General features: G+C 60.3%; 27 protein-coding genes. 15 read left to right on the top strand and 12 right to left on the bottom strand.

Annotated features, from left to right (window positions below; all coding sequences use genetic code 11):
- Window positions 1–113 precede the first annotated feature (113 nt).
- From VNV36_RS15805 to VNV36_RS15815, 3 genes are all read right to left on the bottom strand, one after another.
- Complete coding sequence (locus tag VNV36_RS15805; RefSeq protein ID WP_325718574.1) at window positions 114–1127, bottom strand: GNAT family N-acetyltransferase; 1014 nt, start codon at window positions 1125–1127, stop codon at window positions 114–116.
- A gap of 86 nt (window positions 1128–1213) precedes the next feature.
- Entirely contained in the window at window positions 1214–2011 is a 798-nt protein-coding gene (locus tag VNV36_RS15810) for a substrate-binding periplasmic protein (RefSeq protein WP_325718575.1), read from the bottom strand.
- Between the two features lie 93 nt (window positions 2012–2104).
- Window positions 2105–2728: a TetR/AcrR family transcriptional regulator gene (locus VNV36_RS15815; protein ID WP_325718576.1), complete on the bottom strand. Its 624-nt coding sequence runs from the start codon at window positions 2726–2728 to the stop codon at window positions 2105–2107.
- 182 nt (window positions 2729–2910) lie between these two features.
- Between VNV36_RS15815 and VNV36_RS15820 the strand changes: the two genes are divergently transcribed.
- The 8 genes from VNV36_RS15820 to ppnP all read left to right on the top strand — a co-directional run bounded on the left by VNV36_RS15820 (window position 2911) and on the right by ppnP (window position 12222).
- On the top strand, window positions 2911–4695 hold the full coding sequence (locus VNV36_RS15820; protein ID WP_325718577.1) for an acyclic terpene utilization AtuA family protein: 1785 nt from the start codon (window positions 2911–2913) through the stop codon (window positions 4693–4695).
- Between the two features lie 12 nt (window positions 4696–4707).
- Window positions 4708–5577 carry an SDR family oxidoreductase gene (locus tag VNV36_RS15825; RefSeq protein ID WP_325718578.1) on the top strand — a complete coding sequence of 290 codons (870 nt, stop codon included), beginning with the start codon at window positions 4708–4710 and terminating at the stop codon, window positions 5575–5577.
- A 3-nt stretch (window positions 5578–5580) separates the two neighbouring features.
- Window positions 5581–7197 (top strand): geranyl-CoA carboxylase subunit beta, encoded by a 1617-nt coding sequence (gene atuC / locus VNV36_RS15830; protein WP_325718579.1) that lies wholly within the window; start codon window positions 5581–5583, stop codon window positions 7195–7197.
- Between the two features lie 30 nt (window positions 7198–7227).
- On the top strand, window positions 7228–8385 hold the full coding sequence (gene atuD / locus VNV36_RS15835; protein ID WP_325718580.1) for a citronellyl-CoA dehydrogenase: 1158 nt from the start codon (window positions 7228–7230) through the stop codon (window positions 8383–8385).
- Window positions 8382–9179 carry an enoyl-CoA hydratase/isomerase family protein gene (locus VNV36_RS15840; RefSeq protein ID WP_325718581.1) on the top strand — a complete coding sequence of 266 codons (798 nt, stop codon included), beginning with the start codon at window positions 8382–8384 and terminating at the stop codon, window positions 9177–9179. The genes atuD and VNV36_RS15840 overlap by 4 nt, the downstream gene beginning before the upstream one ends.
- A 112-nt stretch (window positions 9180–9291) precedes the next feature.
- Window positions 9292–11253: an acetyl/propionyl/methylcrotonyl-CoA carboxylase subunit alpha gene (locus VNV36_RS15845; RefSeq protein ID WP_325718582.1), complete on the top strand. Its 1962-nt coding sequence runs from the start codon at window positions 9292–9294 to the stop codon at window positions 11251–11253.
- A 70-nt stretch (window positions 11254–11323) separates the two neighbouring features.
- Window positions 11324–11866 (top strand): 3'-5' exonuclease, encoded by a 543-nt coding sequence (locus VNV36_RS15850; RefSeq protein ID WP_325718583.1) that lies wholly within the window; start codon window positions 11324–11326, stop codon window positions 11864–11866.
- A 71-nt stretch (window positions 11867–11937) separates the two neighbouring features.
- Window positions 11938–12222: a pyrimidine/purine nucleoside phosphorylase gene (gene ppnP, locus VNV36_RS15855; protein WP_039759849.1), complete on the top strand. Its 285-nt coding sequence runs from the start codon at window positions 11938–11940 to the stop codon at window positions 12220–12222.
- A gap of 70 nt (window positions 12223–12292) precedes the next feature.
- On the opposite strand, the gene VNV36_RS15860 is transcribed toward ppnP, so the two are convergent.
- Window positions 12293–13099 (bottom strand): MOSC domain-containing protein, encoded by an 807-nt coding sequence (locus tag VNV36_RS15860; protein WP_325718584.1) that lies wholly within the window; start codon window positions 13097–13099, stop codon window positions 12293–12295.
- A gap of 190 nt (window positions 13100–13289) precedes the next feature.
- A complete protein-coding gene (locus tag VNV36_RS15865) occupies window positions 13290–14225 on the bottom strand; it encodes a chemotaxis protein CheV (RefSeq protein WP_325718585.1) in 936 nt (311 codons plus the stop codon).
- Window positions 14226–14679: 454 nt separating this feature from the next.
- Between VNV36_RS15865 and VNV36_RS15870 the strand changes: the two genes are divergently transcribed.
- The 3 genes from VNV36_RS15870 (at window position 14680) to VNV36_RS15880 (ending at window position 17160) form a co-directional block, all read left to right on the top strand.
- A complete protein-coding gene (locus VNV36_RS15870; protein WP_325718586.1) occupies window positions 14680–15150 on the top strand; it encodes a chemotaxis protein CheA in 471 nt (156 codons plus the stop codon).
- A gap of 460 nt (window positions 15151–15610) precedes the next feature.
- The gene (locus tag VNV36_RS15875; RefSeq protein ID WP_325718666.1) at window positions 15611–16504 is read left to right on the top strand and encodes a sensor histidine kinase; all 894 of its coding nucleotides are present in this window, start codon (window positions 15611–15613) and stop codon (window positions 16502–16504) included.
- Window positions 16501–17160 (top strand): response regulator, encoded by a 660-nt coding sequence (locus VNV36_RS15880; RefSeq protein WP_325718587.1) that lies wholly within the window; start codon window positions 16501–16503, stop codon window positions 17158–17160. Before VNV36_RS15875 ends, VNV36_RS15880 begins: the two co-directional genes overlap by 4 nt.
- Here VNV36_RS15880 and yegS read toward each other — a convergent pair.
- On the bottom strand, window positions 17144–18061 hold the full coding sequence (gene yegS / locus VNV36_RS15885; RefSeq protein WP_325718588.1) for a lipid kinase YegS: 918 nt from the start codon (window positions 18059–18061) through the stop codon (window positions 17144–17146). The genes VNV36_RS15880 and yegS overlap by 17 nt on opposite strands.
- A gap of 315 nt (window positions 18062–18376) precedes the next feature.
- Here yegS and VNV36_RS15890 point away from each other — a divergent pair, with 315 nt between their 5' ends.
- On the top strand, window positions 18377–18685 hold the full coding sequence (locus VNV36_RS15890) for a hypothetical protein (protein ID WP_325718589.1): 309 nt from the start codon (window positions 18377–18379) through the stop codon (window positions 18683–18685).
- Between the two features lie 58 nt (window positions 18686–18743).
- Here the strand turns inward: VNV36_RS15890 and VNV36_RS15895 are convergent, their stop codons facing one another.
- Entirely contained in the window at window positions 18744–19970 is a 1227-nt protein-coding gene (locus VNV36_RS15895; protein WP_325718590.1) for a molybdopterin molybdotransferase MoeA, read from the bottom strand.
- Window positions 19954–20493 (bottom strand): molybdenum cofactor biosynthesis protein B, encoded by a 540-nt coding sequence (gene moaB, locus VNV36_RS15900; RefSeq protein ID WP_016770598.1) that lies wholly within the window; start codon window positions 20491–20493, stop codon window positions 19954–19956. Before moaB ends, VNV36_RS15895 begins: the two co-directional genes overlap by 17 nt.
- A gap of 81 nt (window positions 20494–20574) precedes the next feature.
- On the opposite strand from moaB, the gene mobA reads away from it, so the two are divergent.
- Together mobA and VNV36_RS15910 are read left to right on the top strand one after the other, a co-directional pair.
- The gene (gene mobA / locus VNV36_RS15905; RefSeq protein ID WP_325718591.1) at window positions 20575–21177 is read left to right on the top strand and encodes a molybdenum cofactor guanylyltransferase MobA; all 603 of its coding nucleotides are present in this window, start codon (window positions 20575–20577) and stop codon (window positions 21175–21177) included.
- A gap of 78 nt (window positions 21178–21255) precedes the next feature.
- Complete coding sequence (locus VNV36_RS15910) at window positions 21256–21477, top strand: YgdI/YgdR family lipoprotein (protein WP_016770600.1); 222 nt, start codon at window positions 21256–21258, stop codon at window positions 21475–21477.
- An 80-nt stretch (window positions 21478–21557) separates the two neighbouring features.
- Here VNV36_RS15910 and VNV36_RS15915 read toward each other — a convergent pair whose 3' ends face one another.
- From VNV36_RS15915 to VNV36_RS15925, 3 genes are all read right to left on the bottom strand, one after another.
- The gene (locus tag VNV36_RS15915) at window positions 21558–22448 is read right to left on the bottom strand and encodes a pseudouridine synthase (protein ID WP_325718592.1); all 891 of its coding nucleotides are present in this window, start codon (window positions 22446–22448) and stop codon (window positions 21558–21560) included.
- A 70-nt stretch (window positions 22449–22518) separates the two neighbouring features.
- The gene (locus VNV36_RS15920; protein WP_016770837.1) at window positions 22519–22836 is read right to left on the bottom strand and encodes a hypothetical protein; all 318 of its coding nucleotides are present in this window, start codon (window positions 22834–22836) and stop codon (window positions 22519–22521) included.
- A 113-nt stretch (window positions 22837–22949) separates the two neighbouring features.
- Window positions 22950–23186, bottom strand: coding sequence for a glutaredoxin family protein (locus VNV36_RS15925; protein WP_325718593.1), 237 nt, complete (start codon window positions 23184–23186; stop codon window positions 22950–22952).
- 198 nt (window positions 23187–23384) lie between these two features.
- Here VNV36_RS15925 and VNV36_RS15930 point away from each other — a divergent pair, with 198 nt between their 5' ends.
- Window positions 23385–25097 (top strand): cation:proton antiporter, encoded by a 1713-nt coding sequence (locus VNV36_RS15930; protein ID WP_325718594.1) that lies wholly within the window; start codon window positions 23385–23387, stop codon window positions 25095–25097.
- Here the strand turns inward: VNV36_RS15930 and VNV36_RS15935 are convergent.
- The gene (locus VNV36_RS15935; RefSeq protein ID WP_325718595.1) at window positions 25094–26302 is read right to left on the bottom strand and encodes an ammonium transporter; all 1209 of its coding nucleotides are present in this window, start codon (window positions 26300–26302) and stop codon (window positions 25094–25096) included. The two genes, VNV36_RS15930 and VNV36_RS15935, sit on opposite strands and share 4 nt — an antisense overlap.
- Between the last annotated feature and the right edge of the window lie 114 nt (window positions 26303–26416).

The raw sequence follows: 26416 nt of genomic DNA on the forward strand, positions 1-26416 counted from the left end.
GATCGTCCGATCGCGGCCCGAGCCTTCGGCAGCTCCTACATGAGAATGCATTCCTCTGTAGGAGCCGCCGAAGGCTCGGGCCGCGATCGGACGATCTTTTGCTTGAGGCGATATCAGGCCAACCGGCACCGATCAAAAAACCGCTCCCGCCCCAACATCATCAGCGCCGCACGCTTGTGCGGGAAATCGAACTCCTTCTCGCAGTGGAAACACTGATTCTGCATGTGGCCGATCATTTTCGCGTTATCGGCACGCGGCTCAGCAACCACGCGCTGAGTGCGCGGATCATCGAGAAACAGGTAATGCACCAGCGCCGATAACCAGCTCGCCACCCTGTGCGGGCCGCGATGACTTTCCTCGCCAACCAGCATGTGAATGCCACGGTCGTAATCGCCGGCATCGTAGAACGGCGCAATGCGATCTTCCTTGGCCCAGTAGGCTTCGAAATAGGCAAACGGCTGATCGTCGAAACAGCCGATGAGGGTCAGCGTGTGCGGATCGGCGCCGAGCCTGGTGAGGTATTCGCGATGCTGTTCAAGGCTGCCCTCCTCCTGCCAGAAACTGGCCACGCGCGGGCTGTTCTGCCAGCGATTGAAGCGCGCCAGGTCTGCTTCGATTTCCAGCGTGCGCAAGGAAATCCACGCGCCAAGGCGCGCATCGAAACGCCGATAGACTTCACCGCGCGGCTTCGGCGCTCGCAGCGGATGGCGCTTACCCTGGCTGATGACCATTTGCTGCGGATAACTGCCGCTTACGGACGCACCGAGCCACGGTTGCGGCAGTTGCCAGAACAACGTGCGCTCGCAACGGTATTCACCTGCGACCTCGGCATTTACCAGCAAACCGCTGAGCAAGGCCTCGGTCGGCGGCAGATCCAGTTGCCAGATCAATTGCTGGCACGCCGGATCACGGGCAAACAGCCAATAGCACGCCGCCCACAACGCTTGCCCAGTTGGCAAAGCAAAACGCTCGTCGAGTCGAATCGGGCCTCTGGCCTCCCGGTCCAGGCGCAGACGAATCAGCGGCTTCCCGTCCAGGCTCAGGCTCAGACGGCTTTCGGTAGCATCAGCGATCAATTGACTGCCGCAGGGCAAAGCGAGGGCAGTCAGGTCATTCAGATTGGACATGGGGCGGGCTCACGATAATCGTCGACAGTTCAACGAAGTGACGTGAGCCGAGAGGGGAAATTTAAGCGCAGGAGCAAAACAGCACCTCAGGGATGAGGCACCGGCAGCACCGCAATCCTGTACGGCTCGAAGATCTTCAGCAGCTCGCCACTGTCGCGCAGACCTTGCAGCAGCCTGCCGAATGCTTCACCGCTGATCGCAGCGCTCGGCCGCAGAATCGCGTAGTGGTGATAAACCTGATCGACACGCTCCGAGGCCAGCAGTGCATCGCGGACCTTTTCATTGCGCAACAGGTAATCGAACAGATAGGAACGCGTCACCAGCGCAATGTCGGCGCGCCCGCGCAGCACCATCAACAGGTTGCTGTCGTGGGAATAGGTCAGCGTGGCGTTGTAGTTGTGCACAAGGAATTTCGGGTCGGCGTTGAAATTGGCGAATTCGTAGTGATAGCCGCTGAACAGCGCCAGTCGCTTGCCCGACAGGCTGGAGAAATAGCTCTGCTGGCGACCGTCTTCGCGCTGGGCGACAAAGATCTCGGCGTCTTCCAGGCCCATGTCGACATCATCGTGGGGAATGTCTTTCCAGCCCCACTCGGGATTTTCAAAGATTGCCATGTCGATCCGGCCCTGTTTGAAATCACCGAAGCGCCGCGGAATCGAAGTCGGTACCAGCACAAACTGATAGTCGCTTTGCGAGCGGTTCAAGGCCTCGACAAGTTGCGGCAACAGCCCGGTGTCGGCGCCGTTTTCCGGGCGAATCGTATAGGGCGGGAAATGCGCAGCGCCCACCCGGACCAATTGCGCTGACTGAGCGGGCAATACCCATAACGCAGCCAGCGCAGCGAGCATCAGCCCGGCGGCTGTCCGAATTGGCGAAGACTTCAAAACACCCCACTCCCCGAAAAAAATAACGATCAATGCATTCAAGCTAGGCGGTTTCGCCCAGTTAGCCAGTTTCCCGGCCGGACAGACCGTCGCTCAACGCCCTTCGAGGACCAGAATCAGCGCTTCATCGGCGAGTTGATCGAGGCTCAAACTGCCGCCGGCACGGAACCAGGTGGTGGTCCAGGACAGTGCCCCGGTGAGGAAACGTCGGGTAATAAAAACGTCGCCGCGAATATAGCCGGCGTCCTTGGCCTCGCCCAGTACCTGCAACCAGATGTCCTCATAGACGTCACGCAGGGCGAGGACTTTAGCCTGGCCGTCTTCGGACAATGAGCGCCACTCGTAAACCAGCACCGCCATCGCCTCACCGCTGCCGCCCATGATCGATTGCAACTCGCAACGAATCAGCGCCAGCACTTTTTCTCGCACATCGCCGGCCTCGGCCAAGGCCGCCCGCATCAGGGCGGTGTTGTAACGGATGGTTTCCTCCATCACCGCGCGGAGGATTTCATCCTTGCTTTTGAAATGATGAAAAATGCTCCCCGACTGAATGCCCACGGCGCTGGCCAGATCGCGCACCGTGGTGCGCTCATAGCCTTTGTTGCGGAACAGGTGAGCGGCCACTTGCAGCAATTTGCCACGGGCGCTGTCCGGGTCGGTCAACTCGCCCTGGTCTACCAGTTGGCGCATGACCCGCAGGGCTTTTTGCTCGTCCACCCGTTCTCTCCTACAGTCGATCAGTGTGTTGCCCCCTGTAACCGCAGGGTTGCGCGCAATTTAAGCCGCGCGCGGGCACCAAGCAAGCGCTTGGGCAGAAGAATGTTTCGCCTGTTTACAAACCAAGCGCTTGCTTGGTAGCCTCGAGACTTCTGTCGCAGGCCCCGGAGTCGGAGAAAAATATGCCAACCACCGTCCGTATCGGCTGCGCCAGTGCCTTCTGGGGCGACACCTCCACCGCTGCCGCCCAACTCGTGTCGGGAGGAAACCTGGATTATCTGGTGTTCGATTATCTGGCCGAGATCACCCTGTCGATCATGGCTGGTGCGCGCCTGAAAGACCCGCAGGCCGGGTTCGCCAGCGACTTCATCGAAGTGCTGACGCCGCTGCTCAAGCAACTGGCGCAGCAGAATATCCGCGTCATCAGCAATGCTGGCGGCATCAATCCAAAGGCCTGCGCCGCCGCCCTGCAATCGGCCTGCGACGAGGCCGGGGTCAAACTGAAGATCGCCGTGCTGCTCGGCGATGACCTGCAAGGGCAGCTCGAACAACCTGCCGCTATCCGCGAAATGTTCAGCGGCGCCCCACTACCGCCAACGTGTGTATCGACCAACGCTTATCTCGGCGCACCAGGGATCGTCGAAGCCCTGCGGCTGGGCGCCGACGTCGTCATTACTGGCCGCGTGGTCGACAGCGCAGTGGTCAGCGCGGCGCTGGTGCATGAGTTCGGCTGGTCGTGGCACGACTACGACAAACTGGCCCAGGGCGCGCTCGCCGGGCACATCATCGAATGCGGCGCGCAATGCACTGGCGGCAACTTCACTGACTGGCGCGAGGTGCCGGATTACGAGCACATCGGTTTTCCGATCGTCGAGGTCAGTGCCGATGGCCAATTCATCGTCAGCAAACCCGAAGGCTCCGGCGGGCTGGTCACACCCCTGACCGTAGGCGAACAGATGCTTTATGAAATCGGCGATCCGCAGGCCTATCTGTTGCCCGACGTGATCTGCGATTTCACTCAGGTCAAACTCCAGCAGCAAGGCAAAAACATCGTCCACGTGCACGGCGCCAAAGGCCTGCCGCCGACCGCCAAGTACAAGGTCAGCGCGACGTACCCGGACGGCTTTCGCTGCACCGCCAGTTGCCTGATGGCCGGCATCGATGCGGTGGACAAGGCGCGCCGCGTCAGTCAGGCGATCATCGACAAGACCGCTGAGATGTTCAGCCTGCGCGGTTGGGCGCCCTACAGCGAAACCCACGTCGAACTGCTCGGCAGCGAAGCCACTTACGGCCCTCACGGTCAGCGCAGCGACAGCCGTGAAGTGGTGATCAAAATCGCCGTGCGCCATCCCGATAAACGAGCCCTGGTGCTGTTCTCCAGAGAGATCGCTCAGGCCGCCACGGGCATGGCGCCGGGCTTGACCGGCATCGTCGGCGGCCGCCCGACGGTGTACCCGGTGATCCGCCTGTTCTCCTTCCTGATCGATAAAAACGCCTGCACCCTGCAAATCAACATGACCGGCGAGCGCCACTCATGTGCCCTGCCCGCATTGCTGGCGCTCGACAGTGACGACTTGCCGGTTGCCCATCAGCCCCCCAAACCCCAAGGCCGCGCCGATGCCAGCGTGCCGCTGGTGAAACTCGCCGTGGCGCGTTCCGGCGACAAGGGCAATCACAGCAATATCGGCGTGATGCCGCGCCACCCCGACTACCTGCCATGGATCGCCGAAGCGCTCACCCCCTCGGTGGTGGTCGACTGGATGCGCCACGTTCTCGATCCGCTATCGGGTCGCGTCGAACGCTGGTATTTGCCCGGCACCCACAGCCTCAACTTTCTCCTGGAAAACGCCCTCGGCGGCGGCGGCGTCGCCAGTCTGCGCATCGACCCGCAGGGCAAAGCCTTCGCCCAGCAACTGCTGGAAATCCAGATTCCGGTGCCACAGAGCATCGCCGAACAGCTCGATTAGAGGAAAGTGAGCATGGCTTATGCGTCGATTTTTCGAACCGATCTGTTCAGCGGCCAGAACCTGATTGTCACCGGCGGCGGCAGCGGCATCGGTCGTTGCACTGCCCATGAACTGGCGGCGCTCGGCGCCAATGTGCTACTGGTCGGGCGCAAGCCGGAAAAGCTCGAAAAAGTCGCCGCCGAAATCACCGAGGACGGTGGGCGCGCGCACTGGAAGGCCTGCGACATCCGCGATGAAGAAGCGGTCAAGCAACGGGTCAAAGAACTCATTGCTGAACACGGGCCGATCCACGGTCTGGTCAACAACGCCGGCGGCCAGTACCCGTCGCCCCTGGCCTCGATCAATCAGAAAGGTTTTGAAACCGTGCTGCGAACCAATCTCGTCGGCGGCTTCCTGATGGCGCGCGAAGTGTTCAACCAGTCGATGAGCAAACACGGCGGCAGCATCGTCAACATGCTCGCCGACATGTGGGGCGGCATGCCCGGCATGGGCCACTCGGGCGCGGCGCGTTCGGGGATGGACAACTTCACCAAGACCGCTGCATTCGAGTGGGGTTATGCCGGGGTGCGCGTCAATGCCGTAGCGCCGGGATGGATCGCTTCCAGTGGCATGGACACTTACGAAGGCGCATTCAGAGCGGTGATTCCGACCCTGCGCGAGCATGTACCGCTCAAGCGCATCGGCACCGAATCGGAGGTCAGTGCGGCGATTGTGTTTCTGCTCAGTCCAGCGGCAGCGTTTATCAGCGGCACCACAGTAAAAATCGACGGCGCCGCCAGCCTTGGCAGTCGCGCCTGGCCGTTGCACAAGGCCAGCCACAGTGAGTCCTTCAACGGTTTTCATCGCGCACATCTACCTGATGTCCTCAAGGACAAGGAATAAGCCATGGCGCAGATTCAGTCACAACTCGACCCGCACAGTGAAACGTTTGCACGCAATCGCGCGGCCATGCTTGCCGCTGTCGAGCAGGTGCAGCAGCTCGAACAGAACCTGCTGAACAAGGCCGCCGAGGCCAAAGACAAATTCACTAAACGCGGGCAACTTTTGCCACGCGAACGTCTGAATCTGTTGCTCGACCCCGGCGCGCCTTTCCTCGAACTGGCCAGTCTCGCTGGCTACAAATTGCACGACGACAAGGACGGCAGCGCTGCCGGCGGCGGGCTGATTGCCGGTATCGGCTATGTCTGCGGCATCCGCGCGATGGTGGTGGCCAACAACAGCGCGATCAAGGGCGGCACGATCTCGCCCAGCGGTCTGAAAAAATCCCTGCGCCTGCAGCAGATCGCTCGGGAAAACAAACTGCCGATGATCACCCTTGCCGAAAGCGGTGGCGCCAACCTCAACTACGCGGCAGAGATTTTTGTCGAAGGCGCGCGCAGTTTCGCCAATCAGGCGCGCATGTCGGCGATGGGTTTGCCGCAGATCACCGTGGTGCACGGCTCGGCCACGGCGGGTGGCGCCTATCAACCGGGGCTTTCGGATTACGTGGTGGTGGTGCGCGGCAAGGCCAAACTGTTTCTCGCCGGCCCGCCGCTGCTCAAAGCGGCGACCGGCGAAGTCGCCACCGATGAAGAGCTGGGTGGCGCCGAAATGCACGCGCAGATTGCCGGCACCGCTGAATATCTGGCCGAGAACGATGCCGACGGTATCCGTCAGGTCCGCGACATCATGCGCATGCTGCCATGGAACGAACAGCTGCCGTGGCTGCCGGAGCCGCAATACAAAGAACCGCTCTACCCCATCGACGAACTGCTCGGGCTGATCCCGGACGATCCGAAAAAGCCCTACGACGTGCGCGAAATCATCGCGCGGATTGCCGATGAATCGGACTTTCTCGAATTCAAGGGCGAGTTCGATCAGCAAACCATTTGCGGCCAGCTGAAGATCCAGGGCCGGGCCTGCGGCTTCATTGGCAACAACGGACCGATCACGCCCAATGGCGCGAACAAGGCCGCGCAATTCATTCAGTTGTGCGACCAGAGCCAGACGCCGCTGCTGTTTTTCCACAACACCACGGGGTTCATGGTCGGCACCGAATCGGAGCAGCAAGGGGTGATCAAGCACGGTTCGAAACTGATTCAAGCGGTGGCCAATGCGCGGGTGGCGAAACTGACCATCGTCGTCGGCGGTTCCTACGGCGCCGGCAACTATGCAATGTGCGGACGCGGTCTCGATCCGCGCTTCATTTTCGCCTGGCCCAACAGCCGCACTGCGGTGATGGGCGGCGCCCAGGCCGGCAAGGTTCTGCGTATCGTCACCGAAGCCAAACATCTCAAGGACGGCATCGAACCCGATCCGAAAATGCTCGACATGCTCGAACAGATGACCGCGCAGAAACTCGACAGCCAATCCACCGCGCTCTACGGCAGCGCCAACCTGTGGGACGACGGGCTGATCGACCCGCGTGACACCCGCACCCTGCTCGGTTATTTGCTGGACATCTGCCACGAGGCCGACATCCGCACGCTGCAACCCAACAGCTTCGGCGTCAGCCGCTTCTGACCGCCACGGATCCTACGGAGAACAACAACAATGATCTTCACCCCGGAACACGAAGCCCTGCGCCGCACCGTCCGGCAGTTCGTTGCGCACGAGATCAACCCGCATGTCGATGAGTGGGAAAAGGCCGGGCGCTTTCCCATCCACGAGATTTTTCGCAAGGCTGGCGAGCTGGGCCTGCTGGGCATTTCCAAACCGGAGAAATTCGGCGGCATGGGCCTCGATTACAGCTACTCGATCGTCGCTGCCGAGGAATTCGGCACCATTGCCTGCGGCGGAATTCCGATGTCGATCGGCGTGCAGACCGACATGTGCACGCCGGCGCTGGCCCGTTTTGGCTCCGATGAACTGCGCGAAGAATTCCTCCGCCCGGCGATCACTGGCGAACAGGTCGGCTGCATCGGCGTCTCCGAAGTCGGCGCGGGCTCCGATGTCGCCGGGCTGAAAACCACGGCGCGCAAGGACGGCGACGATTACGTGATCAACGGCAGCAAAATGTGGATCACCAACTCGCCGAGCGCCGATTTCATCTGCCTGCTGGCCAACACTTCGGACGACAAGCCGCATATCAACAAGTCACTGATCATGGTGCCGATGAACGCGCCGGGAATCAGCCTCGGCTCGCACCTGGACAAACTCGGCATGCGCAGCTCGGAAACCGCACAGGTGTTTTTCGACAACGTGCGCGTGCCGCAGCGCAACCGCATCGGCCATGAAGGCGCCGGGTTCATGATGCAGATGCTGCAGTTTCAGGAAGAACGCCTGTTCGGCGCAGCGAACATGATCAAGGGCCTGGAATACTGCATCGACAGCACCATCGAGTACTGCAAGGAGCGCAAGACCTTCGGCAATGCGCTGATCGACAACCAGGTGATCCACTTCCGCCTCGCCGAATTGCAAACCGAAATCGAATGTCTGCGGGCACTGGTCTATCAGGCCACCGAGCAGTACATCAAAGGCCAGGACGTTACCCGACTGGCCTCGATGGCCAAGCTCAAGGCCGGACGGCTGGGTCGCGAAGTCAGTGACAGTTGCCTGCAATATTGGGGTGGCATGGGCTTCATGTGGGACAGCCCGGTGGCCCGCGCCTATCGCGATGTGCGGCTCGTCTCGATTGGCGGCGGCGCCGACGAAATCATGCTGGGGATCATCTGCAAACTGATGGGCATTCTGCCGGGGAAAAAGAAATGAGCGGTTTGCCCGATTGCCAGACGCTGTTGCTGGCACTGCACGGCGGCATGCTGCACATCACCCTCAACCGCCCCGACAGCCGCAATGCGATGAGCCTGCACATGGTCGCCGAATTGCGCGCAGTGCTGGCGGCGGTGCGCGCTGACCGCACGGTGCGGGCCTTGGTGCTGAGCGGCGCCGGTGGGCATTTTTGCGCCGGGGCCGACATCAAGGACATGACCAACGCCCGGGCGCAGGGCACGGACGCTTATCGCGATTTGAACCGGGCCTTCGGCGCGTTGCTGGAAGAAGCCCAGCAGACGCCGCAAGTGCTGATTTGCGTGCTGCAAGGCGCCGTGCTCGGCGGCGGCTTCGGTCTGGCCTGCGTCAGTGATATCGCGCTGGCCGATCACCAGGCGCAGTTCGGTTTGCCGGAAACCAGCCTCGGCCTGATTCCGGCGCAAATTGCGCCGTTCGTGGTGCAACGGATAGGTCTGACCGAAACCCGGCGTTTGGCACTGACGGCGGCGCGTTTCGATGGCGCCGAGGCGCAGCGTTTGGGGTTGGTGCATTTCGTTGAGCAGGATGCCCAGACGCTGGCCGAGCGACTGGATGAGGCGTTGCAACAGGTGCTGCGCTGCGCGCCCGAAGCGAATGCGATGACCAAGAAATTGCTGTTGGCGAGTGCCGGGCAGCCGTCGAGCGAGTTGCTTGACGACGCGGCGCAGTGCTTCAGCGAAGCGGTGACGGGCGAAGAAGGGATCGAAGGCACCCTGGCTTTTGTGCAGAAACGCAAACCTCGGTGGGCCTCTTGAAAGCATCGCGAGCAGGCTCGCTCCCACAGGGTGAAATGCCTTCCAAATGTGGGAGCGAGCCTGCTCGCGATGAGGCCATCACATTCACCGCCATCATTTCAGGAAACTCATCATGCCAGCCCTCCACAAAATCCTGATCGCCAACCGCGGTGAAATCGCCTGCCGCATCCAGCGCACCGCTCAGGCGCTGGGCTATCGCACCGTCGCCGTGTTCAGCGAGGTCGACGCCGATGCACTGCACGTGCAAATGGCCGATCAGGCCGTACACATCGGCCCTGCGCCGGTGCAGCAGTCCTACCTGAACATCCCGGCGATTCTCGATGCCGCCCGCCGTAGCGGCGCCGATGCGATTCATCCCGGCTACGGCTTCCTTTCGGAAAACGCCGATTTCGCCCGCGCCTGCGCCGAGGCCGGGCTGATCTTCATCGGCCCCGGCGTTGAAGCGATCGAACTGATGGGCAGCAAACGCCTGTCGAAAATCGCCATGCTCGACGCCGGCGTGCCGTGCATCGCCGGCTATCAAGGCGCGGCGCAGGACGACGTCACTTTGCTGCGCGAAGCCGAGCGCATCGGCTATCCGCTGATGATCAAGGCCAGCGCCGGTGGCGGCGGTCGCGGCATGCGTCTGGTGCACGACGCCAGCGATCTGCCGGCGCAACTGCGCACCGCCCGTTCGGAGGCGCTGAACGGTTTCGGCAGTGATGAACTGATCCTCGAACAAGCCCTGATCGAACCACGGCATGTCGAGGTGCAGTTGTTCGGTGATCAGCACGGCAATCTTGTCTACCTCGGCGAACGCGACTGCTCGATCCAGCGGCGCCATCAGAAAGTCATCGAAGAAGCGCCCTGCCCGGTGATGACTGCCGAACTGCGTCAGGCCATGGGCGAAGCGGCGCTCAAGGCCGGGCGCGCGGTGAATTACGTTGGTGCTGGCACGGTGGAGTTTCTGCTCGACGCGCGCGGGCAGTTCTACTTTTTAGAGATGAACACCCGCCTGCAGGTGGAACACCCGGTAACGGAGATGATCACTGGACTGGATCTGGTTACATGGCAATTGCGGGTCGCCGAAGGCCAGCAGCTACCGCTGACGCAGGAGCAGATCCGCCTTGACGGTCACGCCATGGAAGTGCGCCTGTATGCCGAAGATCCGGCTGCAGAGTTTCTTCCGCAAACCGGGCGCGTTGCGGCATGGACACCTGCCTCGCAGCAAGGCGTGCGGATCGATCACGGCCTGCTTGAAGGCCAGTCGATCAGTCCGTTCTACGACCCGATGCTGGGCAAACTGATCGCCCACGGCGCCACCCGCGAGGAGGCGCGACGCAAGCTGTTGCGTGCGGTGCAGGACACAGTGCTGCTCGGCGTGCAAAGCAATCAACGTCTGCTCGAGGGCCTGCTGCAGCATCCGCAATTCATCAGCGGCCAATTCAGCACGGCGTTCATCCAGCAACATTTTTCCAGCCACCCTTGCCTTAGCGTCCATGTACCGACGGCGGAGCACCTGGCGATTGCCGTGATCCTGTTCTATCAGGCCAGCGCCCTGCCCCATCGCGCCCCCCTGAGCGGCTGGCGCAACAACGCCAGCGTGCCGCTGCACTATCGGCTGGGCCATGACCAGCAGGACTGGACGCTGTCGGTGTTGACGCCAAAATCCGGCGGGTTTGTCGTGCAGGTTGGCGAACGCGCGCTGGAGGTAAAGGTCCTCGATCACAGCGCGCAGTCGGTGAATCTGCAAATCGACGGTCTGCGCCAGCGCCATGCCTATCGTCTGGAAGCCGGGCAGCTCTGGCTGTTCACCCATCCGGGCAGCCTGCGCCTGGAGGATCGAACTCATGCGCTGATCGGCAGTCAGACCAGCGTTGCCTCCGGCACCCTGAAAGCACCGATGGACGGTGCCATTGTCGACGTGCTGGTCAGCGAAGGCAGTACGGTCAGCAAAGGTCAATTGCTGGTGGTTCTGGAGGCGATGAAAATGGAGCATCCGCTGAAGGCCGGCATCGACGGCGTGCTCAAACGGGTGCAAGTGAAGGTCGGCGATCAGGTAAAAAATCGTCAGGTTCTGCTGCAGGTCGAGTAGTCGCCCACACACAAGCGCTGGGTTTGACTACGCTCTGATAAATCAGAACGCGCAAATCAGGAACCCTGCGATGCCCCATTGGCTGGTCATAGATCTGGAAGCCACCACCGACGAGGGTGGCTGGCCGGTCACGGAAATGGAAATTATCGAGATCGGTGCGACGCTGGTCGATCGTGCCGGGCGCGAGCAGGATCACTTCCAGCGTTTCGTCCGACCGACGCGGCGGCCGCTGCTGACGCCGTTCTGCCGCGAGCTGACGCACATCACCCAGGCCAATATCGATTCGGCGCAGCCGCTGACGGAAGTCTGGCCGGCCTTCGAGCGCTGGCTCGCGCAGCATCAGGCCCGACTCGAAGGCTGGGCCAGCTGGGGCGATTACGACCACAAACAGCTGGTTCAGGAGTGGCAGCGTCTGCACATCGACAGCGGACTGAGTAAAGTCCCGCACATGAACCTCAAGCAGCGCTTCGCCAAGGCCCGACGCCTGGAGCGGCCGCTGGGGCTCAATGGCGCGTTGCAACTGGCCGGCATGCAGTTCAGCGGGCAACAACATCGTGCCCTGGAAGACGCACGCAATACGGCGCGATTGTTACCACTGGTGCTGCCGCTTTAGGGGCGTGACGAGGCTGCAAGCCTTGTGCATACTGGCCGCCCCCCTTTTAAGCCCTTTTCGAGGAATCGCCCATGTTTAAAGTCAACGAGTACTTCGACGGCACCGTCAAGTCGATCGCCTTTGGCACCGCTGAAGGTCCGGCGACCATTGGCGTCATGGCCCCGGGCGAATACGAATTCGGTACCAGCCAGCGTGAAATCATGCACGTGGTTTCCGGTGCGCTGAGCGTGAAACTGCCAGACAGCAGCGACTGGGAAACCTTCGCCGCCGGCAGCCAGTTCAACGTCCCGGCCAACAGCAAGTTCCAGCTGAAAGTCGCCGTCGATACCGCCTACCTGTGCGAATACCGCGGCTGATCCTGCAAGTTTCACCGCGCAAAAAAATGCCCGTGTCCAGCGACACGGGCATTTTTGTTTCAGCGCCAGCCTATTCGAGAATTTCCACTGGCATGCCGACCTCAAGGCGTCCATTGCCATCGTTGACCAGATTCTGTCCGAACATCGCGCCATCGGCGGTGCTGCGCTGTTTCTGCAACGTCGCGAACGGCTCGCGATCGGCACTGCGTTCACCGGTTTGCGGGTCGACGGTGGTCATGATGCAACGCGCACAGGGCTTGACCACGCGAAACTCGATATCGCCGATGCGAATGCGCTTCCAGTTGTCTTCGGCGTAAGCCGCGCTGCCTTCGATGACCATGTTCGGACGGAACCGCAGCATCTCCAGCGGTCGCCCTACTTTCTCCGAAAGGTCGAACCGAGAGGCTTCGCCGATCAACAGCAACGGGTAACCATCAGCAAACGCCACTTGATCGTCGTCCTTGCCGAAACCCGATTGCGTGGTTCGCGCCCGCTCAACTGGCATTTGCACCAGCCGCGTGGGCTTGCCAAGAAAGTCACTGACGAAGCGCGCGGCTGCATCACCGGCGTCGGGCACGCGCAAGGTGTCGCGCCAGATCGTCACCCCGCGCAGGTCGGCGTCTGCAGCGGGTAAGGGAATCTCGATCGAGCCCTGCCCGGGAGTGCTCAGGGTCAAACCACCGCTGGCACTCCAAAGCGCCGACAGTTGGCTCAGCTTCGCTTCGGCCCGCTGAGTCAGAAAGCGCCCGCTGGCCTCATCCACCAGCATCCAGCGTCGGTCACCCACCAGTCCGAGCTTGTCCAGCTCGATGCTTTGCAGCACTTCGCCTTTGCCGGATTTCAACGGGTAACGATAAAGCGCGCTCAGACGCAGCATGGCCAGCTTCCTGATGAAAAAACGCCACCCTATACGAGCTTCAACGCTGAATCAAAGCCGTCGGGGTGTAAACACATCGACTGTGGGAGCGAGCCTGCTCGCGAAAGAGCAGGCTCGGATACATTGATGGTGAATGTGCCGGCCTCTTCGCGAGCAGGCTCGCTCCCACAGGAAGCAAGACGTGCGTGTTTCAGGCTGGCACGGCGTCAAGCATCAGCCGCTGGCGCACCACGTCAACCAGTTTGTCGGGCTGGAACTTGGAAAGGAAGTTATCGCAGCCTACCTTCTTCACCATCGAATCGTTGAAACTGCCCGACAACGAGGTGTGCAACACGACGTACAGGCCGCGCAGGCGCGGGTCATTGCGAATCTCGGTGGTCAGGCGATAGCCATCCATTTCCGGCATTTCCGCGTCGGTGAAGATCATCAGCAGTTTGTCGGTCATGTTGACGCCGGTATCGGCCCAGGCCTTGAGCATGTTCAAGGCTTTCAGGCCGTCGCTGGCGATGTGCATCTTCACCCCGAGCTGGCCAAGGGTATCGCGCAACTGCGAAAGCGCGACGTTGGAGTCGTCCACCAGCAACACTTCGCGGCCCCGGGCGCGCTCGAGCACCGGGTCGTCGAGTTTTTCCCGCGAAACCTTGGCGTTGTACGGGACGATTTCAGCGAGGACTTTCTCGACGTCGATGATTTCTACCAATTGCTCGTCGACCTTGCTGATCGCCGTCAGGTAATGCTGACGGCCTGCGCTGGTCGGCGGCGGCAGAATGGCTTCCCAGTTCATGTTGACGATGCGGTCGACACCACCGACGAGGAAGGCCTGCACCGACCGGTTGTATTCGGTGACGATAATCGTACTGTTCGGGCCCGGCACCAGTGGACGCATGCCAATCGCCTGGGACAGGTCGATCACCGGCAGCGTCTGCCCACGCAGATTGACCACACCACAGACAAACGGGTGGCGCTGAGGCATCAGGGTCAGCTTCGGCAATTGCAGCACTTCCTGAACCTTGAACACGTTGATCGCAAACAGCTGGCGTCCGGCCAGACGAAACATGAGAATTTCCAGGCGATTCTCACCCACCAGTTGCGTGCGTTGGTCTACCGTGTCGAGAATGCCGGCCATCAATGACTCCTGGGCTTGTACTGATGAATTCACTATGGGGGTTTTATCGGCCGCATCCCGCCAATCTTGATCGCTGCAGAATGCGCAGTAAAAATGCCACAAACGCCCATTGATGTCACATTAACATCATGCTTTACTGGCGTTCGTGATTTCATCTGCTAGATTCAATGCGGCGCGACCTCGGTTTGCACGTTAGGTTCCCGCGCCTAAGGGATTCCCCTAGCCACAATCAGGCCCAACCTGATATTCGCAATTTCCAATAGCCATTACTGTGACGCCATTCTCATTGCATGAACGGAGTCAGGCTATTGTGTGCGATCGCAATTCGGTGGCAACCCACCCTCTGGAACCCCTCAGTCTGTGCACCTGCACGACCGGGCGCGATCTGCCGACGATTCACGATCGGCGCCACACACGGCCATCCGTCAACCAACACGACGTGGTGGAGATAAACATGCCAATCGACCGTAAAGACTGGGCGCAACGCTTCCCCGAATTTCTGGTCGAGGCCGAAACCCTCCTCGCGAAGTCCGAAGAATGCCTGAGCCATCTGCAACTGATCAGCAATGACAAGGATGCCATCGAATGCATGCTTGGCACGCTGCTCAAGCTGGCAGGCAGGGCCGAAGCGCTGGCACTTGAAGCGATTTCCGAGTTTTCTCTGCATATCTACGAACTGCTCAATCTGGCGCAGGATTCAGTCGATCTACACGAACAGGCTCTGGATGCCTTGCGAGACTGCTTCACCTTGATGGCGTGGCAGCTTGAGCTGGTCGATCATAAAACCGGGCAGCTGGGCCTTGATGACAGCGAACAGGTCGCGCTGCTCGAAGCATTCGCGGCACAAATGGGCCATAGCCCGGTTGAGCCGGTGATGCCAAGCAAACGTTTGCCCGCTCTCTCCTTTACCGCGCGCCAAGCCTGAGTTGAGAGGCGCGGTGCTGTCGTTATTGAATAGTTCGTACCTGCCAGCGACAAGCCAGCTCAAATAAGCAGCGCGACCAACGGTTAAATTTGCGGCGTCGTCATCAGGGTTTTCCCTGTGTGCCGCAGGCGACACTTCCAGGCATGCTAAACGTAAGCCAAACAACGAATTCAACTTTTTCCAATATGGAACTTGCGTCCACGATCCCGTATTTCCTGACTGAAGGGACTGCCCGGCAAGCGCGACCAGCGGTATGTTAAGTGGTATTATGCCGCCGGTTAGTTGCCTGCCAGTTAATGGCACAGTGATTTCAGTGTTTGATTCAGAAGTTGTTGCGATTGAGTGAACGCTTATCGAACCCGGTTTGAATCAATAACATAATTGACAGTATTTTTCAGACAGAGATCCGCCTGTCACCGGCCGGTCTGCCCGCAGCGAACCTTCATTGGCTCCATCCGTTATGTACGCCAGTCTCAAGTCACTCACCACATGGCCACCCTCCCGGGAAAATGCCCGGCGCTGCACGCTTGTACTGTGTGTTCTAGCGACCCTTGGCAGTCTGCTGGCCTATGTTTTTTCGACCCGGGTTCCGCTGGGCCTGCTGGTACTGGACATAGCCGCCACTGCCTGCGTATGGGTGCAATACCGGTTATCGCGCAAGTCGATCAAGTTTCAGCCGCAAGAACTGGCGGACCGACTGTTGCAGGTTCAGGAAAACGAACGTCACCGCCTCAGCCGTGAATTGCATGACGATATCGGCCAATTGCTCACTGCCGCCAAACTGCAGAGCGAATGGCTCAAGCGTCGCTTGCCGGAAGATTTGCAGGAACAATGCACGACGCTTTGCGACACGCTGGAGGAAACCCTCACCAAAGTGCGTGACGTGTCGGCCATCCTCAATCCGCGTCAATTGACCAGTCTCGGCCTGGAAGCGAGCCTGCGTGCACACTTGCTCAAGACTCTGGCCAATACTGCGGTCAACTGGAGCCTTGACTGCCAGCAACGACTCAACGGCATCCCCGAGGAAATGGCAGTCGCGGCGTTTCGCATCGCGCAGGAAGCCGTGACCAACATCTTGCGCCACGCTCAGGCGAAAAACCTGTTGATTCGGGTACAGCGTCTGCCGCAAGGTTTGACCCTGCTGATCAGCGATGACGGTCGCGGTTTCGCCCCGGCCGCGGATCCGGCCAGAGAAGGCCAACGCGGCATGGCCGGGATGGCCGAGCGGATCGAACAACTGGGCGGCACACTGAGCGTGATCAGCGAGCCGGGCGCAGGCACCCGAATCGAAGCACTTTTCCCCTGGGCGCCTCGGGCACTCGAGCGGGCCAGTACGAATAAGGTTATGCGTTGACTTGTAACTTACTTCTGGTGGATGACCACTCGCTGATCAGAGCCGGCGTACGCGCTCTGGTACTGGATATCCCCGGCTACGCGGTCGTCGGCGAAGCCAGCGATGGCTCGCAGTTGCTCGAAATGGTCGAACAACTGAGCCCCGATATCGTGCTGCTGGATATCTCGATGAGAGAAACCGGTGGCTTAGAGGCTCTGCAACGTCTCAAGCGCATCCGTCCGCAAAGCAAAGTGTTGATTCTGTCAATGCACACCGACCCCGCGCTGATCATGCAGGCGCTGGAATCCGGCGCTCATGGCTACCTGCTCAAAGACACCACGGCCACTGAGCTCGAGCACGCGCTGGACGCGCTGCGCAACAACGAGCGCTACTTGAGCCCGGCCATCGCCCATACCGTGATCAACCAGGCGTTGACCCGTAACCAGAAAAACCAGCCGGAAGTGGCTGACCAGCACAACCTGACGGCGCGCCAGCTGGAAATCCTCAGGTTGATCGTGCGAGGCAAGTCCACCCGCGAAATTGCCAACGGCCTGGGCCTGAGCGTCAAGACCGTGGAAACCCATCGCGCGCAAATCATGAAACGCCTGCAAATCTACGACGTGGCAGGTCTGGTGCTGTTCGCCGTCCGTGAGCAGATCATCAGCCTTGATGACTGATCGGCGTTTGCGCTGCCAGTAACGGCGAGTCCTTCGGCAAATGCACCTGCAACGCTGCGGGGCGTGCAACGAAACGCAAACTGTCGCCTTCCAGCGGCTCGCCGTCGAGATTGATGCTCAAGCCTTCAGCCACCTTGATCTCGACCCACGGCAGCCGCGCCCGCACGAACATGTTGTCGAGACCGAAGCCCTCGCTCAACAGATTCTTCAGCGTACCGACCAGCTCCTGTGGTGCGGGCAAAATGCTGATGTCCAGCAAACCGTCGTCGACTCGCGCCTCGGGGCACAGGACATGTCCGCCACCGGCTTGCCGACCATTACCGATACCCAGTGCCAGCAGCTCACCCTGCCAATGGAAATCCGGCCCCTGCAACTCGCCATAGGCGGCATGCAGCTCACTGAACCGGGACAAGCCGGTGAACAGGTAGGCGGCTCCGCCCAGGACCTTCTTCAGGTCTTCCGAAGTATTGGCGGTAACCTGGCTGCCGAATCCCCCCGTGGCCATATTCAGAAAAATCTGCCCGCCCACTTCGCCCAGATCGATTTGCGCAGGCTCGACATCCAGCAACTCGAGTGCCTCTGCCGGCTCCAGGGAAATACCGGCAGCGCGGGAAAAATCGTTGGCAGTGCCCAGTGGCAACAGAACCAGGCTGGCTTTGTGCGGATGCCTGGCCAGCGCCTCGGCAATATCGCGCAAGGTACCGTCGCCGCCGCCGGCAATGATCTTCGTGTAGCCGGCGGCCAACGCCTCCTCGACCAGGCGCTGGGCATCTCCTGCCTCCCAGGTGAGCCGGACGGCCAGTTCCCAGCCTTGCTCGCGCCTGGCTTGGACGGCAGCGCGGACATCCTCGTTGAGTGCCTGTTTGCCATGCAAAATCAACAGTGCCCGGCGTTCACTCATAACATCACTCCAAGAATCGAATCGGTTGAGACATCTTGACCGCTGCACACCGTAAAAAAGCCGCGAGACTGGCAATTAATTCCTCTTGAGAGAAGATGGCGTCCTACACAGCGGTATTTTTTCTTACGAAACAAGAGGAATCGGCTTAATTGACCCCGCCTGACCATTGGGTCACCGTGTGCTGGCAGCATCAACCTTCAACCCAACAACACAAGGATGTGCCGGAAATGAACGGATACCCCCCGATTCTTCTTCATGAATCAAAAGATCTGAAAGCCTGCAAACTTATACTCAAGACGCTCGGCGAGTGCTTTCATGCAAAACCATGAAACCAAGGCACCGGTGAGCCCGGTCGCCGCTCTCGCCGAAAGTCGTGCGAATAAAAAATCAGATTTCTGTAACAGCGCCAAGTCCACTGGAGAGTTTGATATGGAACCCCGTGTCAGCGAGCTGGAAACCCACTTCAAATATATGCGCCGCGACATGGACGAAATGCTCAATGATGTCCGAACGATAAAACACCGCCTGGCATATTCGGCAGGCGCGACCGCGGTCGTGCTGGGCCTGCTGGGATGGGTGGCCAACAGCCGCTTCGATCAGTTGGTGACACTGATCAGCAACTGACCGAATGAATCGGTGCACGCGCCGCCTGTATCAGCCGCGCGTGCATAAGCGAGACGGTCTATCCCAGCAGGTCGCTGAGTGGAATGAAGCTCACTTCATCGCCCTCATTCAACGTACGACCCTCGCGAACTTCCACCAGTCCGTCTGCCCACGCCGCGCTGCGCAGCACACCCGAGCTCTGGTTGCGGTAAATGATCGCCCGCCCCTGCTCAAGACGGCCGCGCAGGTATTCGCGGCGATTTCCGGCCACTGGCCAGGCAAAAGCTGCGGGCAACGCGAATTTGAGCGGCTCGACATCCTGCACACCCAGGCGCCTTAACAGATAAGGCCGCGTCAGCAACGCGAACGTCACCAGCGTCGAGGCGGGATTGCCGGGCAAGCCAATAACCGGCACATTGCGGAAATGGCCGAACGTCAACGGTTTCCCCGGTTTGATGGCCAGCTTCCAGAGAGCCAGCTCGCCTTCTTCGCGCAATGCAATGCCGAGAAAGTCCGCTTCACCGACTGATACACCGCCGGTGGAAATAATCAGATCGACCTTGTGCAGCTCGCCCAGTCGGCTGCGTGTGGCGGGCAAATCGTCCGGCAGGATTCCGCCATCAACCACTTCGCAGCCCAGACGCTGCAGCCAACTGCACAGAAGCACGCGGTTGCTGTTGTAGATCTGCCCCGGCCCCAGAGCCTGACCGGGTTCGACGAGTTCATCTCCCGTGGACAATACCGCCACTCGAGGCTTGCGCACGACGTTCAGACCAGCACAGCCCAATGACGCGGCCAGGCCTTGTTCAATAGGTCCCAGCCGGGTCCCGGCTTGCAGAATCAATTCTCCGATTGTGGTTTCCTGGCCTTGCGGACGGATATTCTGACCCGCCTTCAGCGTCTCGATGAAGCGCACCTGGCCGTCGGGCTGAACCTCGGCGTTTTCCTGCATCTCGACACAATCGGCACCCGGCGGCAGCGGTGCGCCGGTGAAGATTCGCGCACAGGTGCCGGGCTGCAAGGGCTCCGGCGCTTGTCCTGCAAAGATTTTTTGACTGACCGGCAACGGCTCGCCCTGCCAGTCAGCCAGACTCAAGGCATAGCCGTCCATGGCACTGTTCGGCCAAGGTGGCAGATCCAGCGTCGAGATCAGATCCTCGGCCAACACCCGACCTTCGGTTTGCGCCAGCGGCAGATACTCATGCTCGGCGATACGCGACGCATCGGCCATGTCCAGCAGGCGCGCCAGTGCGGTTTCGACCGGCATCAGACTGCCGGTCTTGCCCGGCTTACCCACGGGATTCACAAGGCGCCGCCTGCTTCAGATGCGTGACGAAATTGCACGGGCGATGACGGGCATCCAGTTGTTCGGCGAGGATGCCGTCCCACCCGGTGCGCACAGCGTTGGTCGACCCCGGCAGGCAGCACACCAGCGTACCGTTGGCCAGACCGGCCAAAGCGCGGGATTGCACGGTCGAGGTGCCGATATCGGCCACGGAGATCTGGCGGAACAGTTCGCCGAACCCATCAACCTGCTTATCGAGCAGGCACGCCACTGCTTCCGGCGTGCTGTCGCGGCCAGTGAAGCCGGTGCCGCCAGTGATCAACACCACCTGCACCACATCGTCGGCAATCCAGTTAGCGACTTGCGCACGAATTTTATACAGATCATCTTTGAGCAGTACGCGCTCGGCCAGTGCGTGTCCCGCCGCGATCAAACGATCGACGAAGACCTGACCGGAGGTATCGGTTTCCAGCGTTCGAGTGTCGCTGACAGTCAGCACCGCTATATTGAGCGGCACGAAAGGTACATCAGCCTTGGCTTTCATAGGCTCTTCCAGTTGTAGGGGAAACAGCCCGGTGTTATATCACAGCGGCCCATTTTTCCGCCGCCCCTCTGGAGAGTAGTCATGCCCCTGCACAGCCAATTGCCGCCCTGTTCCGTTCTGCTTCTGGCAGGCGGGCGCGGGCAACGCATGGGCGGCCAGGACAAGGGACTGATCGAATGGCAAAGCGAGCCGTTGGTTGCGCATTTGCAGCGTAAGGTCCGGCCGCTGACCGACGATCTGATCATCTCGTGTAACCGCAATCGCGAACGTTATGCCGTGTATGCCGATCAGTTGGTCATGGACGATGAAGGCGATTTCCCGGGACCGTTGGCCGGTATTCGTGCAGGTCTGAAAGCGGCACGCTATTCACATCTGTTGGTGTTGCCTTGCGACGTGCCGCGAATCGACCAGGCGTTGCTGCAAGCCATGCTCGTCACTGCCTTTGAGCAACGTGAAAAACCTTTAATGCTGCGCCATGGCGATCACTGGGAACCGCTGCTGTGCGTGATTCCTGTGGCTCTGTCGCCAGCGTTCGAAACGGCCTGGTACGCTGGCGAACGCAGCCCGGGGCGGGTCATGCGCAATCTCGACGCCACGGCTTTGCAGTGCCCCGACAACGACCCGCGACTGGCCAACCTCAACACTCCCGAATTGTTACATCTGCACAACACTGTGTCAGACTGACACTATCCAAGGAACTCTCGCGCCTTGTTTACGTCTCAAGCTCAGTAACCAGAAGATTTCTCATTCGGAGACACACTCATGACTCAACGGACCCTCGCCACTTTCATGCTCGCACTGGGCCTGGCAACCCTCGCCGGTTGCTCCTCGCCAACAGTGATCACCTTGAATGACGGTCGCGAAATCCAGGCCGTCGACACCCCGAAATACGATGACGATTCGGGCTTCTACGAGTTCCAGCAGCTGGACGGCAAAGAAACCCGCATCAACAAGGATCAGGTTCGCACCGTTAAAGAGCTGTAAGCTCTGGGCCCAACCGGATACAGAAAAGCCCGCATTGATATGCGGGCTTTTTCATGGGCGCAGCAAAAGTTGATCAGGCTTCACCACTGCAAGGTGATCCGGCTCTCGAACTCTCGCGCTTGACCCGTTACCGGGTCAATGAATCGCAAACCTTGCGCCAGCAGCTTCAGCGGATTGGCGTAGTCGTCCTCAGCATCCTTCAATACGACGGGATAGAACGGATCGTTGCAGATGCTCGCTCCCAGTGCAGTCATGTGCACGCGCAGCTGATGCTTCTTGCCGGTCACCGGAAACAGACCGTAGCGCCACAGGTCGCCATTCTTTTCGCGCACCTCCACCGCTGTCTCGGTGTTGCTGACACCCGGCCCTTCCTGCATGCGGAAAAACGGTTCGCCATCGACCAGTCGGCTCTTGTGCACCAAAGGAAAAACCAGATCGGGCAGCGCCGGGGCGATCGCCTCATAGCGTTTGTCGATCTGCCGCGTCGGAAACAAAGACTGATAGGCCGAACGGGTCTGCGGATTGGCCGAGAAAATCACCAGCCCTGCCGTATGTCGGTCGATGCGGTGCAGCGGCACCAGATGCGGATTATCCAGCTGACGAATCAACCGGCGCAGCAGGGTCTGTTCGACGTATTCCCCGGCCGGCGTTACTGGCAGAAAGTGAGGTTTGTCGGCGACCACCAGATGCTCGTCGGCATACAGAATCGACTCGATCACCGGGATCGGTTTTTCGTCTGGTACTTCCCGGAAGTAATGAATCCGCAAGCCTTCCTTGTACGGCAAGTCCAGCGCTATCGGTTGACCCTGGGCATCCAGCACCCGGCCCCGGGCAATCCGGTCGAGCCACTGCTCGCGTCCGATGGCACTGAAGCGCTCGCATAGACAATCGAGGACCGTCAGCCACGGACCGGGTGGCAAATACAACGTGCTGGCCTGATTTTGCGCAGCAGAAAAAGCGGGAGTGGACATACGCACTACAAATCCTCAATGCAGGCCGGCATTATCCAGCACTGAGACCAAGCCACCTAGCATGAATTCTTCAGGCCGGAATCGACTTGAGCGCCGCCGCCTCCGTGAACTCCTTCAGCCAGCGCAACACATCGACCGCCTCCCAGCGACCCGGATCGTACAGGGCATACAGCAAGCCCTGATAACCGACGACATCGAGTTGCTTGTGATAGCCGGCGCGCTGAAACAATGCCTCGATCTCGGCAAAGCAGGTATTGAAATGCAGCTTGTTGAACGGCGTCTTGCCTTCCGTGACCAGCCCGTCAAGGCGCAATTCGAGGACCGCCTCGCGCACCACGTCGACCGACATCCGGTTAACGCTGCTCTTCAACTGTTCGACATTGACCACGGTTCATCCCTCTGACTCGATTGCTGTATGGGCATACAGTAACCGAAGAAGCCAGGGAGTGCCAACGCAAGGATGGGTTGCTGCGACCAGCGGAATGAAGAAGACAATCTGCGTCAGCGTAAAAACGCCACGATCTCATCGGCATTGAAAGGCCAATCCAGCTCAGCACCCGTGTCGACACGCCGCAGTACCGGAATGCGCAAGCTGTATTTTTCGAACCACGATTCATTATCGGCAATGTCCACCAGTTCAACCAGCAGACCATGCTCGACCAACGGCATCAGCTCGGCTTCGGCGACTTCACACAGATGACACCCGAGGGTGCCGAACAGCTGACATTCAGGAGGCATGACGGCGTTACCGGAAAACAAGTGAACTCATTTTAGGACGGCCCCGAATCCTCGTCGACCCACCGCCGCTCAAAGGGCGGAACGCTCCCGGCGCAAAATCCTGACGCAAATCATTCCGCGCACATTGCAATCGCGCCATCCTCGCGGACTTTTTGCCTCTACGCTTGAGAGGCCAACGCCCTGACAGCGGAGTGTCCCGTGTTTGCAAATCTGTTGATCATCCTCGCCTCCTCCCTGGTGGTGATTGCCCTGTTCCGGCGCCTGCGCTTGCCGCCGGTGCTGGGTTACCTGTGCGTAGGATTGCTGGTCGGGCCGAACGCATTCGACTGGGTCAACGAGAGCGAACACCTGCCGGATGTCGCTGAGCTGGGTGTGGTGTTTCTGCTGTTCTCGCTGGGGCTGGAGTTCTCCCTGTCGAAGATGATTGCCTTGCGTCAGGTGGTGTTTCGCCTCGGCAGTCAGCAGGTGCTGATCAGCACGGCACTGCTCGGGCTGCTGTTGATGGGACTGGGAATGTCGCTGATGCCCGCGCTGATGCTCGGTGCCGGTCTATCGTTGTCATCCACCGCGATTGTGACCAAGGAACTGGGGAGCCTCGGTGAAGTATTCAGCAGCCACGGGCAGAATGCGGTCGGTGTGCTGCTGTTTCAGGACGTGGTCGCAGTGTTGCTGCTGACACTGGTGCCAGTGTTCGCCGGCACCAGCGAGCAGCCCTGGTACTGGGCTTTGCCGCTGACCCTGGGCAAGACCCTGGTGTTGTTTTTCGGCCTGCTGCTCGCCAGTCGCTGGCTGCTGCCACGGTTGTTTCACGAAGTGGCGGCCTCGCGCTCGGCAGAGCTGTTCGTCCTGCTGGCATTGGTGATCGTACTGCTCACCGCCTGGCTTACGCACTTGCTGGGCCTGTCGCCTGCCCTCGGCGCGTTCCTCGCCGGCATGCTGCTGGGTGAAAGCCACTACCGACACCAGATCGAGGCCGACATCCGGCCGTTCCGCGACATCCTGCTAGGGGTGTTTTTCGTCAGCATCGGCATGCTGATCGACCTGCAACTGTTTGTCAGTCACAGCCTGTTGATCATCGCACTGACCCTTGGCCTGATGCTGATCAAGGGCATGGTGGTGGCGCTGCTGGTGAAGTGGCGCGGCAGTGACAGCGAAACGGCGTGGCGGAGCGGCCTGGCTCTGGCGCAGGGTGGCGAGTTCTGTTTTGCATTGATGGCGCAGATGCAACAAAACAGCCTGCTGCCTGCCGAGCCAGGAGCCCTGCTGCTCGCGGCGACGTTTTGTTCGATGCTGCTCACGCCGCTGCTGTTGCGTGCAGCGCCGCGCATTGCCGCCGCCCTGCACCGCAAGCCCAATCAGGCAGCGCAAATCGAACAGATCAGCGCACTCAACGCCGACCTCGACCAGCATGTGCTGATCTGCGGATACGGTCGTGTCGGGCAGTCAATCGGGCGCTTCATGGGCAATGTCGGGCAAGCGTATGTCGCGCTGGATAATGACCCGGTACGGGTGCAGGAAGCTGCATCCGGGCATAGCGACGTGCATTACGGCGACTCGGCACGCGGCGACCTGCTCACTGCAGTGGGCCTGTTGCGCGCCAGGCTATTGGTGATTGCCGTGGATCAAAGCGAAGTGGCGCTGCGCATTCTCAGGGAAGCCCGCCGGCTCAACCAACAGGTGCCCATCCTGGTGCGCACCCGCGACGACAGCCAATCGGCTGAGCTGAAAGCTGCCGGCGCCACCGAAGTGGTGCCGGAGTTACTGGAATCGAGCCTGATGCTCGCCTCCCACGCGCTGATCATGCTCGGCGTGCCTGCGCATCAGGTGCAGGAGAAAGTCGATCAGGTACGCGCCGATCGCTATCGCCTGCTCCACGGTTTTTATCCCGGAGCCAATGATGAGGAGATCTAGTCTTGGCTCACCGCGCCGATCTTGTGCAGCGACAGGTCGGCGCCGTAATACTCCTGCTCCTGACTCAGGCGAAGTCCATGCATTGCCTTGATCGCGCCATACACGACAAAGCCGCCAATCAGCGCCACCGCGACGCCGAGCACGGTGCCGATCAACTGGCTGATCAGGCTGACGCCGCCCAGACCACCCATTGCGGTCTGACCAAAGATGCCGCAGGCAATCCCGCCCCATACGCCACACAAACCGTGCAAAGGCCACACCCCCAGCACATCATCGATGCGCCATTTGACTTGAGCGGCGGTAAAGCACCAGACGAACAACGCGCCGGCAATGGCGCCCGTCGCCAGCGCACCGACCGGATGCATAAGATCGGATCCGGCACAAATCGCCACCAGCCCGGCCAACGGGCCGTTATGCAGAAAGCCCGGGTCATTGCGCCCGACGATCAACGCAGCGACGGTGCCGCCGACCATGGCCATCAGCGAGTTAACCGCGACCAGACCACTTACACCTTGCAGCGTCTGCGCGCTCATCACGTTGAAGCCGAACCAACCGACAATCAGGATCCACGAGCCCAGCGCCAGAAATGGAATGCTCGACGGCGCGAACGCAACCAGGCGCCCATCGCGATAACGACCATTGCGCGGGCCAAGCAACAACACCGCGGCCAGCGCCAGCCAACCGCCCATGGCATGCACCACCACCGAACCGGCAAAGTCGTGGAACGCAGCGCCGAACTGCGCCGCCAGCCAGGCTTGCAAGCCGAAATTGCCGTTCCAGATCAGGCCTTCGAAGAACGGGTAGATAAACGCCACGATCAACGCCGTCGCGCACAGTTGCGGCACGAACCGCGCGCGCTCGGCAATGCCGCCGGAAATGATCGCCGGGATCGCGGCCGCGAACGTCAGCAGGAAGAAAAACTTCACCAATCCATAGCCGTGGTCGGCACTGAGCACCGCCGCCGGTTGCATGAAGGTGACGCCATAGGAGATCCAATAGCCTATAAAGAAATAGGCCAGGGTCGAGACGGCGAAGTCGCTGAGAATTTTCGACAGCGCGTTGACTTGGTTCTTCTGCCGGACAGTGCCGACTTTCAGAAAGGCAAAACCGGCGTGCATCGCCAGCACCATCACCGCGCCGATCAGAATGAACAACGTGTTGGAGCTGTGAACCAGGGTGTCCACAGCGCTTTGCAGATTTTCCATAAGGAGGCAGACCTGAAGGCTAAAAAAGCACCAAAGCAGTTCGTATGGGCATTTCATGCACCAAGTTGCGACTTTGCAGTCATCGATTCGTATGTTCGATGACCCGCTTTGGCG

The organism is Pseudomonas sp., assembly GCF_035554175.1.
Taxonomy (GTDB): domain Bacteria; phylum Pseudomonadota; class Gammaproteobacteria; order Pseudomonadales; family Pseudomonadaceae; genus Aquipseudomonas.

Bases quoted from the DNA above. Each gene is read 5' to 3' on its own strand.
- VNV36_RS15805 (WP_325718574.1), bottom strand. From the start codon at position 1,127: ATGTCCAATCTGAATGACCTGACTGCCCTCGCTTTGCCCTGCGGCAGT.
- VNV36_RS15820 (WP_325718577.1), top strand. From the start codon at position 2,911: ATGCCAACCACCGTCCGTATCGGCTGCGCCAGTGCCTTCTGGGGCGAC.
- VNV36_RS15825 (WP_325718578.1), top strand. From the start codon at position 4,708: ATGGCTTATGCGTCGATTTTTCGAACCGATCTGTTCAGCGGCCAGAAC.
- atuC (WP_325718579.1), top strand. From the start codon at position 5,581: ATGGCGCAGATTCAGTCACAACTCGACCCGCACAGTGAAACGTTTGCA.
- atuD (WP_325718580.1), top strand. From the start codon at position 7,228: ATGATCTTCACCCCGGAACACGAAGCCCTGCGCCGCACCGTCCGGCAG.
- VNV36_RS15840 (WP_325718581.1), top strand. From the start codon at position 8,382: ATGAGCGGTTTGCCCGATTGCCAGACGCTGTTGCTGGCACTGCACGGC.
- VNV36_RS15845 (WP_325718582.1), top strand. From the start codon at position 9,292: ATGCCAGCCCTCCACAAAATCCTGATCGCCAACCGCGGTGAAATCGCC.
- VNV36_RS15850 (WP_325718583.1), top strand. From the start codon at position 11,324: ATGCCCCATTGGCTGGTCATAGATCTGGAAGCCACCACCGACGAGGGT.
- ppnP (WP_039759849.1), top strand. From the start codon at position 11,938: ATGTTTAAAGTCAACGAGTACTTCGACGGCACCGTCAAGTCGATCGCC.
- VNV36_RS15860 (WP_325718584.1), bottom strand. From the start codon at position 13,099: ATGCTGCGTCTGAGCGCGCTTTATCGTTACCCGTTGAAATCCGGCAAA.
- VNV36_RS15865 (WP_325718585.1), bottom strand. From the start codon at position 14,225: ATGGCCGGCATTCTCGACACGGTAGACCAACGCACGCAACTGGTGGGT.
- VNV36_RS15870 (WP_325718586.1), top strand. From the start codon at position 14,680: ATGCCAATCGACCGTAAAGACTGGGCGCAACGCTTCCCCGAATTTCTG.
- VNV36_RS15875 (WP_325718666.1), top strand. From the start codon at position 15,611: ATGTACGCCAGTCTCAAGTCACTCACCACATGGCCACCCTCCCGGGAA.
- yegS (WP_325718588.1), bottom strand. From the start codon at position 18,061: ATGAGTGAACGCCGGGCACTGTTGATTTTGCATGGCAAACAGGCACTC.
- VNV36_RS15890 (WP_325718589.1), top strand. From the start codon at position 18,377: ATGCAAAACCATGAAACCAAGGCACCGGTGAGCCCGGTCGCCGCTCTC.
- moaB (WP_016770598.1), bottom strand. From the start codon at position 20,493: ATGAAAGCCAAGGCTGATGTACCTTTCGTGCCGCTCAATATAGCGGTG.
- mobA (WP_325718591.1), top strand. From the start codon at position 20,575: ATGCCCCTGCACAGCCAATTGCCGCCCTGTTCCGTTCTGCTTCTGGCA.
- VNV36_RS15910 (WP_016770600.1), top strand. From the start codon at position 21,256: ATGACTCAACGGACCCTCGCCACTTTCATGCTCGCACTGGGCCTGGCA.
- VNV36_RS15915 (WP_325718592.1), bottom strand. From the start codon at position 22,448: ATGTCCACTCCCGCTTTTTCTGCTGCGCAAAATCAGGCCAGCACGTTG.
- VNV36_RS15925 (WP_325718593.1), bottom strand. From the start codon at position 23,186: ATGCCTCCTGAATGTCAGCTGTTCGGCACCCTCGGGTGTCATCTGTGT.
- VNV36_RS15935 (WP_325718595.1), bottom strand. From the start codon at position 26,302: ATGGAAAATCTGCAAAGCGCTGTGGACACCCTGGTTCACAGCTCCAAC.